Below are 8,826 nucleotides of genomic sequence, written 5' to 3'. Positions count from 1 at the left end.
CCGGCGGCGGCGCGGGGGGCTTGGGCATCGGCACCATCGTGGTGCTGCTGCTGGTCTCCTGGGTCACCGGCATCAATCCGGCGATCCTGATCGGCGGCGCCCAGCAGATGGCCGGCGGCGGCAGCCAGCGCGAGGAGCGGGTCGATCCCGACACCCAGGCGCGGCGCCGCGAGGCCCCGTCCGACCGGGCCGGGCAATTCGCCTCGAAGATCCTCGGCAACACGGAGGATGTCTGGAAGGAGATCCTGCCGAACCAGACCGGCCGGCAATACACGCCGACGACGATGGTGCTCTATCAGGGCGGCACCCGCTCGGGCTGCGGCATGGCCCAGGCGGCGATGGGGCCTTTCTATTGCCCCCTCGACAAGAAGGTCTATCTCGACCTCGGCTTCTTCAAGGAGATGCAGACCAAGTTCGGCGTGAAGGGCGACTTCGCCTACGCCTACGTCATCGCCCACGAGGTCGGCCACCACGTGCAGGACGTGCTCGGCATCCTCGGCAAGGTGCAGAGCCGCCAGCAGAACGCCTCCAGCAAGACCGAGGCGAACCAGCTCTCCGTGCGGGTCGAACTGATGGCCGATTGCCTCGCCGGGGTCTGGGCCAAGAATTCCAACGACCGCTGGAATTCCCTCGACCAGAGCGACATCCAGGAGGCGCTCAACGCCGCCAGCGCCATCGGCGACGACAAGCTCCAGGAGAAGTCGCAGGGCTATGCCGTGCCGGATTCCTTCACCCACGGCTCGTCCGAGCAGCGGATGCGCTGGTTCATGACCGGCTACAAGAGCGGCCAGACCAAATCCTGCGACACGTTCCGCGCCGGCCGCGGCTGATTTCTCGGAGATGTCGATGGCGGAGACCGCCCGCGAACTGATGCTCGCCGGAAAGCCCTATCGCGGCGACGATCCGGAACTCGTCCAGCTTCGCAACGCCGCCAAGAGACGGCTCCTGCGGCTCAACGCGATGGAGCCGGAGGACGCGGCGGGCCGCGAGGCGGTGATCCGCGAATTGCTCGGAAGCGCCGGGCGCCATCCGACGATCTGCCCCGGCTTCGCCTGCGATTACGGCGCCAACATCACCGTCGGCGACGATTTCTTCTGCAACTTCAACTGCGTCTTCCTCGATTGCGCGCCGATCACCATCGGCCACCGGGCGCAGATCGCCCCGGCGGTGCAGATCTACACCGCCGAGCATCCCCTCGATCTCGCTCAGCGCGCCGCGTTCTGGGAGAGCGCCCGCCCGGTCACCATCGGCGACGACGTCTGGATCGGCGGCGGCGCGATCCTGCTGCCGGGCATCACGGTCGGCGACGGGGCGGTGATCGGCGCCGGTGCGGTGGTCACCCGCGACGTGCCGGCGGGCGCCGTGGTGGTGGGCAATCCGGCCAAGGTAGTGAAGTGGATTCGGGAGTGACGGGAGCGGCTGGCGGCAACGCCGCTCGTTACTCCACCCGCACCCAGCCCTGCGGCATCAGCCGCTCCTGCGGCTTGAACTTGGCCTTGTAGTCCATCTTGCGGGAGCCATCGACCCAGTAGCCGAGATAGAGATACGGCAGGCCGAGCGCGCGGGCGCGGCGGATATGGTCGAGGATCATGTAGGTGCCCAGCGAGCGGCTGGCCTGCTCGGGGTCGTAGAACGAGTAGACCATCGACAGGCCGTCGGCGAGCACGTCGGTGAGGCAGACGGCGACCGGGGCGCCGACGCCGCGGCCGTGGATCGCGCTGTCCGGCCCGCGCTCGCGATAGACCACGAGATGGGTATCGACGTGGCTGTCCTCGATCATCATGGCGTAGTCGAGCACGGTCATGTCGACCATGCCGCCATCGCCGTGGCGGGCATCGAGATAGCGGCGGAACAGGGCGTATTGCTCGGAGGCCGGGCGGTTCGGCTCCGGCGTGCCGATCAGCCCGGCATTGCGCTGGAGGATGCGCCGCTGGCTGCCGGTGATCGAAAAATCCTCCACCACGACCCGCACCGACACGCAGGCCCGGCAGGTTTCGCAGGCCGGGCGGTAGGCGATGGTCTGCGAGCGGCGGAAGCCGCCCTGGGTCAGGATCTCATTCAAATCGCGGGCGCGTCGCCCGACGAGGTGGGTGAAGACCTTCCGCTCCTCCTGGCCCTGCAGATAGGGGCAGGGGGAGGGCGCCGTGAGGTAGAATTGCGGGGTGTCGCGCGGATGGCTCGTCACGCTGGAAAGGCTCGCCCTCGGGGCCGGCGGCGGTGGAGAAGATGGCGCCGCCTCCCGTCAGTGTAGCGGGATCGCGGCGGCGCTCAACTGGATTGACGGGGGGCGGCGGCGGCTTTCCGTCCCGCTTCGGTCACCCGAAAGAGGGGGTTCGAGCGGGACTCAGATCCGCACCACCGCGAGGCCGAGCAGCAGGTCGTGGCCGAGGCGCCGGTCGGGGCGGACCAGCCCGAACACGACATCCAGGCACCAGAGCAGGAAGGTCGAGATCGCCACGTAGAACAGCAGGGCGTGGACCGCCGCCGTCAGAACATCCACCGGCCGGCCGCTCTCGGGCGCCACCACCCGCAGGCGAGCATGCGCATGCCGAAGGTGCTCTGCTTCGGCCCACCGACGGTCAGCGCGCTGTAGAGGATGCCGCTGAGGCCGAGGATCGGGAACAGCACCCAGGCGACGCCGAAGGTGAGCACGCCGAGGATCGCGATGGCCGTGGCGAGCAAAGCCGTGAAGACGAAGATGAAGGCGAGGTCGAGCAGATAGGCGACGGTGCGCCCGCCGAGGCTGGCCCGGACATAGGGCACGGGATACCCGGCATGGCCGGGCATCCCGGCCGGGTTGGTGTAGCCGGGCTGATAGCCGGGCTGGAAATCCGTCATGTCCGGCGCTCCCTCGACCGCTGCCTGCGGTCCTGCTCAGGTGGGGAGACGGCGAGGCGCTGCCAAGGGGAGCGACCGCGGTCGGGCGGAACGACTTCATCATGAGTCTGTGGGTAATATTCCCACATAATCCGGCAACAATCGGGGCCGAGAACGGATCGCTCATCGGTCGCGCCGGAGCCTCTGCTTCCTCCATGACGATTCCCTTCGCGGCGGCGAAGCCGTTTCCGCAGGCTCCGTCCGTCTTTCCCTCGCGTCTGCGCGGACAGGTTTTCGGTCCCCTTGTCCTTGGCCAACATTGTCCCGGCCGCTCCTCCGGCCGAGGCATCCGTCGGCACCGGCTCGGGCTCGGCCTGTTGCTGCTGGCGCTGACCCTGCCCGGCGGGGGAGCCGGCCTCGTTCGCAAGCCCGATCGTCCGGCTCTGGACCATGCCCTGGCCCGGCGGCCGGCCATCGCCGCCGCCCTCGCGGGTGTCGTCCCCGGCGCGGTGCTGATCGCGGGCAATTCCCATGCGGAACTGGCGGGCCGTGTCGGGCTCCCCTGCGCGCCGCTGGTCAATGCCGGCATCGCCGGGGCGCGGGCGCGCGAGGTCGCGGACGGCCTCGCCGGCCAGCGGGCCGCGACCAGGGGCCGGCTCGGTGTGCTGCTGATCGGTACCAACGATCTGCTGCGGGTCGCCCGTCCGCTCTCGGCACAGGCGCGGGCCCGGTTCGCCGCCGAGGCGGCGGCGAGCCTCGCGTGGCTCTCGCAGAATGCGGAGCGGGTCGTCGTCGCGGCGGTACCGCCCCTCGGGAAGGCGGCGGCCTTCCGGCGCGACCCGGCGGCGGTCGCGGTCTATTCGGACATTCTCCGGGGGCTGTGCCGCCCCGGGACTTGCCGCTTCGCCGATCCCTTCGCCGATCTGCGGGACGGCGATTCGGGTCTCGCCAAGCCGGGATCCCTGCCGGACGCGATCCATCTCGCCGATTACGCGGCCATGCTCGATGGGCTCGACCTCTGCCGCGAGGCTCAGCCCTTGCCGGGATCGGCGGCCTCGGCCTCGGGCGTGTCCAGGTAGTAGCGCTTGAGCAGGTAGAGGGAGGCGCCGTTCACCGGTCCCCGCTCGGTCGTCAGGGCGGTGAGGTCGTCGCCGGCACCGAAATGGCAGACGAGGAAGCGCGGACGCTCGGCCTCGCTCTTGGGGAGCGCGCTGTCGCTTCCCAGAAGGCGGTAATCGGCGCGCACGCTGCCGCGGCTCGCGCCGGGGCCGACCCGCAGCAGCCCGATCCCGGTCCCCGGCGGAGCCAGGGCCGGCACCGCCCGGCGGCACAGCGTCGTCCGGCGGGCGTCGAGGGCGGTGTCGCAGCCCGACCCGGCCAGGAGCCAAGCGGCCAGGGAGGCGGTCAGGGCGCTGGCCGGTCCCCTTCGCGCCTTCCTTCGCGTCCCCCTTCGCGCGCGCGCGGGAATGCTTGCGGGAGGGGCTGCATGCCCGCTTGCGCGGCCCAAGGCCGTTCCCCGCCCGGCGGCCGGTCGGTCAGGCGCCCGCGCGCAGCCGCTCGGCGACGCGGGGGGCGTAGTAGGTCAACACCCCGTCGGCGCCCGCGCGCTTGAAGGCGAGCAGGCTCTCGGTCATGGCGCGGTCGCCGTCGAGCCAGCCGTTGCGGGCGGCGGCCTCGATCATCGCGTATTCGCCCGACACCTGATAGGCGAAGGTCGGCACGCCGAACTCGGTCTTCACCCGGGTGATGATGTCGAGATAGGGCATGCCCGGCTTCACCATCACCGAGTCGGCCCCCTCGGCGAGGTCGAGGGCGACCTCGCGCAGGGCCTCCGCCGCGTTGCCGGGATCCATCTGGTAGGTGCGCTTGTCACCCACCAGCGCCGCCTTGGTGCCGATGGCGTCGCGGAACGGCCCGTAGAAGGCGCTGGCGTATTTCGCGGCATAGGCCATGATCTGCACGTCGCGAAACCCCGCCCGGTCGAGTCCGGTGCGGATCGCGCCGACGCGCCCGTCCATCATGTCGGAGGGGGCGATGATGTCGGTGCCGGCCTCGGCCTGGATCAGGCTCTGCTCGACCAGAACCGCCACCGTCTCGTCGTTGAGGATGGCGCCGTCGTCGATCAGCCCGTCATGGCCATGGCTGGTATAGGGATCGAGGGCGACATCGGTCATCACGCCGATCTCCGGCACCGCCCGCTTCACCGCCCGCACCGCCTGGCAGACGAGGTTGTTGCGGTTCAGCGCCTCGGAGCCGATGGCGTCGCGCAAGCCCGGCTCGGTATAGGGGAAGAACGAGACCGCCGGGATGCCGAGCTTGGCCGCGCGCTCGGCCTCGCGCACGATCTCGTCCACGCTGAGGCGCTCGACGCCGGGCATGGAGGCGATCGGCTCGCGGCGGCGCTCCCCCTCGATCACGAAGAGCGGCCAGATCAGGTCGTCGATGGTCAGCGTGTGCTCGCGCACGAGGCGGCGGGACCACTCGGCCTTGCGGTTGCGGCGCGGACGCTGGGTGAGGCTCAGCGGCCCCGCGCCGGGGGCGGCTTCCCGCGCGGTGTCGATGGCGAGCGGGCGCGGGGTTGCGTCTGACATGGCCCAGGGCCTCCGAGGGCATCTCAACAAAGGGTTGGAGCCGTTTCCCGGTGAGGGCGATCGGAAGCGGCTCGGGCGGCGCATCCCGTGTCCCCCCTCGCGAGGGCCCGGGCACAGGATCCTGATCCGCCGCGGGCGCGTGAGGGAGGCGCCGCGGGACGCGGGGCCACGGCAGCGCCCTAGCACATCCGGATTCGCGCCCGAAAGGCGTCGTCGCCGCAGGGCAGGTTCCCGCCTCGGCAGCGACGCCTCGATCCGGATCCGACGGGGGTGCGTGGGGAGGGCGGATTCAGGAGCTGCACAAGCTTGCCGGGATCACTCCGCCATTTCCTCGATCTGGCAGACGAGCCGCAGGCGCAGCGCCACCCTCTCGGGGTCCGTGCGCACGGTCACCACCACCACGCCCGCCCCGCCGAGCTTGCGCGGGTCGGCGGCGAAGGCCGCTGCCCGGTCCAGTGCCTCGGCGCGCGCCGCCTTGCGGTCGGCCAGATCCTGGCCGTCATCGTCGATCACGGCAGCACCGTCATGGATGTCGAAGAAGTAGCGGGGCAATGCTCGCCCTTTCCCGCTTCATCGAAAAAACGGTTTGGATCTCCGAATGCGGGTCGTGCACCGGAATTTCTCGCCTTCGACAAATGCAGCATGAGCTGGGAAGGCTCAATAACAAATGCGGGCGGAAACATAACCTGAGGTAAGTCCAGTATCGGTCCTACCCGTTCCGGGACGATGCCGCGCCGTTCTCGAACGGGCGAGGACATCGGACGGAGACAGGGCGATGCCGACGCCGGCATCGCGCGGTTCGCCCGGAGCTGTCGCGTCGACGGTGCGCGTTGACGGTTCCGTCGGGACTTCGTCTAAAGCGCGCTCGCGCGGCGGAGGTCGTGCGAGGCGGCGCGGCGGAGCGGAGCGCGAGATGGCGGATGGGCGGGCGGACGTGGCGGAGCCCGAGATCACCTTCGAGGTCCGGGGGGAGGCCGGGCTGGTCACCCTGTGCCGGCCCAAGGCGCTCAATGCCCTGACCTTGCCGATGGTGAGAGCGATGCATGCGCAGCTCAGGGAGTGGGCGGCGGATGCGCGGATCACCCGGGTCGTGGTGCGGGGCTCGGGCGGACGGGCTTTCTGCGCGGGCGGCGATATCCGCCAGATTCATGCCCTCGGCCAAGCCGGTCGCCACGCCGACGTGATGGCGTTCTGGCGCGGCGAATACTGGCTCGACGCCTTCGTGAAGACCTATCCGAAGCCGTATATCGCGCTGATCGAGGGGATCGTGATGGGCGGCGGCGTCGGCCTCTCGCTGCACGGCGACGTGCGGGTGGCGGCCGAGAGCTACAGCTTCGCCATGCCCGAGACCGGAATCGGCTTCTTTCCCGATGTCGGCGCGACCTACGCCCTCCCGCGTCTGCCCGGCTGCACCGGCCGCTATCTCGCCCTGACCGGGAGCCGGATCGGCGCCGGCGACGCGCTGGCCGTGGGGCTCGCGACGCATGCGGCCCGCGCCGCCGATTTCGAGACGATCATCGACCGGCTGGCCGGGGGCGCCGGGATCGCGGCCGCGCTCGACGGGCTCGACGCGCCGGTGCCGGAGACCGGACCGCTGGTCGCCGAGCGGGCGCTGATCGATGCCTGCTTCTCCGCCGACAGCGTGGCCGAGGTGCTCGCCCGGCTCGACGCGGCGGGCCGGGACGGCTCGGCCTTCGCGCGGGCCACGGCCGCCACCCTGCGCAGCCGCTCCCCCACCAGCCTGACCATCGCCCAGGCCCAGATGAGCCGGGGCGGCGGCCTGAGCTTCGCGCAGGCCCTGCTCGCCGAGTACCGGCTGTGCGAGCGGGTGATGCGCGGCCACGACTTCTACGAGGGGGTGCGGGCGGTGATCGTCGACAAGGACAACCGGCCCGCCTGGCGGCCCGCCACGCTGGAGGAGGTCGACGGCGCGGCCATCGCGGCGGCCTTCGGCCCGCCCGAGGCTGGCGAGCCGCGCTTCGACGGCAGCCAGGGGCCGCGGGGCGAGACCGTGGCGGAGGAGGGCGCCGCGACGGCTGTCCAGGCGGCGGGAGGGCGGCCATGAGAGCCCTGACCAAGGTCGGCGCCACCCGCGACGGGCGCGGCCGCCCCAGCTCCGGGGCGGGCGACCGCATCGAGGGCAGTGCTCCCAAGGAACAGACCCGCTGGGACGTCGTGCTGGTCTGGTTCATGCGCGTCACCGCCCTGATCTGGCTCGCCAAGGGGCTCGTCACCTGGGGCGAGATCCTCGATCTGCTGCCCGGGCGGACGCCGTTTGCCGAGCTGGCGCCGGGGCGGCAATCGGCCATCGTCTATTTCGCGGTGATCGACTTCGTGGCAGCGGTCGGCCTGTGGCTGACCAGCGCCTGGGGCGGGGTGGTCTGGCTGCTGGCCGCGACCTCGGCACTCACTTTGGCGGTGCTGACGCCGCAGCTCCTGCCGATGTCGATGCCCGTGATCGCAATCCAGGCAAGCATTGTCGCCGTGTACTTCGTGTTGTCCTGGCTGGCGGCGCGCGATGTAGGCTGAACGAGAGGTCAACGCGATCGTTTCATTTTGCATTTACCGACAGAAGTAAATCGCGAGTTCATCCTGTCGCTTAAATCGGCTTTCATCGGTGCGGCCTAGGTTCACCTCATAAGCGAGGCCGACCGCCGGAGGCGCCCAGGGCGCCGAGGGCAAAGAGCCGGCACGAACCGACAGGAAGGCACCACGATGAGCACCAAGGCCGCCAACACCGCTCTCAAGTCCAACGATGCCGCCGAGACCAGCGGGCTCGCCCAGGGCGCCACCGGCTCCTATCTCGAGGCGCTGCACCTCGTGGAGCGGCTGCACCGCCGGCTCCTCGACGTCATCAAGGACGAGTTCGACCGCCGCGGCCGCGAGGACGTCAACAGCGTCCAGGCGCTCCTGCTCTACAACATCGGCGACAAGGAGCTGACCGCGAGCGAGCTGCGCTCCAAGGGCTACTATCTCGGCTCGAACGTCTCCTACAACGTCAAGAAGCTCGTCGAGGCCGGTTTCCTGCACCACGCCCGCTCCAAGACCGACCGGCGCTCCGTGCGCATCAGCCTCACGCCCAAGGGCCGCGAGGTGCACGATCTGATCCAGGGCCTCTACGACAAGCACGCCCGCACGATCCAGCCGATCGGCGGCATCTCCGAGGACGATTTCGACCGTCTCAACGTCGCCCTCGCCCGCCTGGAGCGCTTCTGGACCGACCAGATCCGCTACCGGCTCTAACAAGCGGAAGCGCCCTTTTCTCTTCCCACGAAGCGGCAAGGCCGGCGGGTTGCCAGGAACCCGCCGGCCTTGCCGCTTTCTGGCGTCGAGCGCACGAAAAAGGCGCCACCCTCTCGGGTGACGCCTTCGATCTCACCGGATGGGTCCGGAGACCGCCTTCTTAGTTGAAGGTGTC

The 8,826-nt window shown here is 70.2% G+C and carries 10 protein-coding genes and 1 pseudogene; 6 read left to right on the top strand and 5 right to left on the bottom strand.

Annotation, left to right across the window (positions count from 1 at the left end):
* Both ypfJ and MZTS_RS19545 read left to right on the top strand, forming a co-directional pair.
* A partial coding sequence (gene ypfJ, locus MZTS_RS19550) for a KPN_02809 family neutral zinc metallopeptidase (RefSeq protein ID WP_192285095.1) occupies positions 1-830 on the top strand: 830 nt, incomplete at its 5' end.
* Between the two features lie 16 nt (positions 831-846).
* Positions 847-1,410 (top strand): sugar O-acetyltransferase, encoded by a 564-nt coding sequence (locus MZTS_RS19545; protein ID WP_192285094.1) that lies wholly within the window; start codon positions 847-849, stop codon positions 1,408-1,410.
* A gap of 28 nt (positions 1,411-1,438) precedes the next feature.
* On the opposite strand, the gene MZTS_RS19540 is transcribed toward MZTS_RS19545, so the two are convergent.
* Both MZTS_RS19540 and MZTS_RS19535 read right to left on the bottom strand, forming a co-directional pair.
* Positions 1,439-2,185, bottom strand: coding sequence for an arginyltransferase (locus MZTS_RS19540; RefSeq protein ID WP_192285093.1), 747 nt, complete (start codon positions 2,183-2,185; stop codon positions 1,439-1,441).
* A gap of 159 nt (positions 2,186-2,344) precedes the next feature.
* Positions 2,345-2,838, bottom strand: a pseudogene (locus MZTS_RS19535) (RDD family protein).
* A 194-nt stretch (positions 2,839-3,032) separates the two neighbouring features.
* Between MZTS_RS19535 and MZTS_RS19530 the strand changes: the two are divergent.
* Positions 3,033-3,896 carry a GDSL-type esterase/lipase family protein gene (locus MZTS_RS19530; RefSeq protein ID WP_192285092.1) on the top strand — a complete coding sequence of 288 codons (864 nt, stop codon included), beginning with the start codon at positions 3,033-3,035 and terminating at the stop codon, positions 3,894-3,896.
* Here MZTS_RS19530 and MZTS_RS19525 read toward each other — a convergent pair.
* From MZTS_RS19525 to MZTS_RS19515, 3 genes are all read right to left on the bottom strand, one after another.
* Entirely contained in the window at positions 3,848-4,225 is a 378-nt protein-coding gene (locus tag MZTS_RS19525; protein WP_210329375.1) for a hypothetical protein, read from the bottom strand. The two genes, MZTS_RS19530 and MZTS_RS19525, sit on opposite strands and share 49 nt — an antisense overlap.
* 127 nt (positions 4,226-4,352) lie before the next feature.
* Positions 4,353-5,408 (bottom strand): porphobilinogen synthase, encoded by a 1,056-nt coding sequence (gene hemB / locus MZTS_RS19520; RefSeq protein ID WP_009866726.1) that lies wholly within the window; start codon positions 5,406-5,408, stop codon positions 4,353-4,355.
* 315 nt (positions 5,409-5,723) lie between these two features.
* The gene (locus MZTS_RS19515) at positions 5,724-5,960 is read right to left on the bottom strand and encodes a DUF6894 family protein (protein WP_192285091.1); all 237 of its coding nucleotides are present in this window, start codon (positions 5,958-5,960) and stop codon (positions 5,724-5,726) included.
* A 361-nt stretch (positions 5,961-6,321) separates the two neighbouring features.
* On the opposite strand from MZTS_RS19515, the gene MZTS_RS19510 reads away from it, so the two are divergent.
* The 3 genes from MZTS_RS19510 (at position 6,322) to ldtR (ending at position 8,651) form a co-directional block, all read left to right on the top strand.
* Positions 6,322-7,473: an enoyl-CoA hydratase/isomerase family protein gene (locus MZTS_RS19510; RefSeq protein WP_246482195.1), complete on the top strand. Its 1,152-nt coding sequence runs from the start codon at positions 6,322-6,324 to the stop codon at positions 7,471-7,473.
* A complete protein-coding gene (locus MZTS_RS19505; RefSeq protein WP_009864062.1) occupies positions 7,470-7,937 on the top strand; it encodes a DUF6163 family protein in 468 nt (155 codons plus the stop codon). The genes MZTS_RS19510 and MZTS_RS19505 overlap by 4 nt, the downstream gene beginning before the upstream one ends.
* Before the next feature lie 186 nt (positions 7,938-8,123).
* Positions 8,124-8,651, top strand: coding sequence for a transcriptional regulator LdtR (gene ldtR, locus MZTS_RS19500; protein ID WP_192285089.1), 528 nt, complete (start codon positions 8,124-8,126; stop codon positions 8,649-8,651).
* Positions 8,652-8,826 lie beyond the last annotated feature (175 nt).

The organism is Methylorubrum zatmanii (genome assembly GCF_014845115.1).
GTDB classification, from domain to species: Bacteria; Pseudomonadota; Alphaproteobacteria; order Rhizobiales; family Beijerinckiaceae; genus Methylobacterium; species Methylobacterium zatmanii.
Note: the sequence above shows the minus strand (reverse complement) of the source record. Positions and strands in the feature narration are given on the sequence as shown.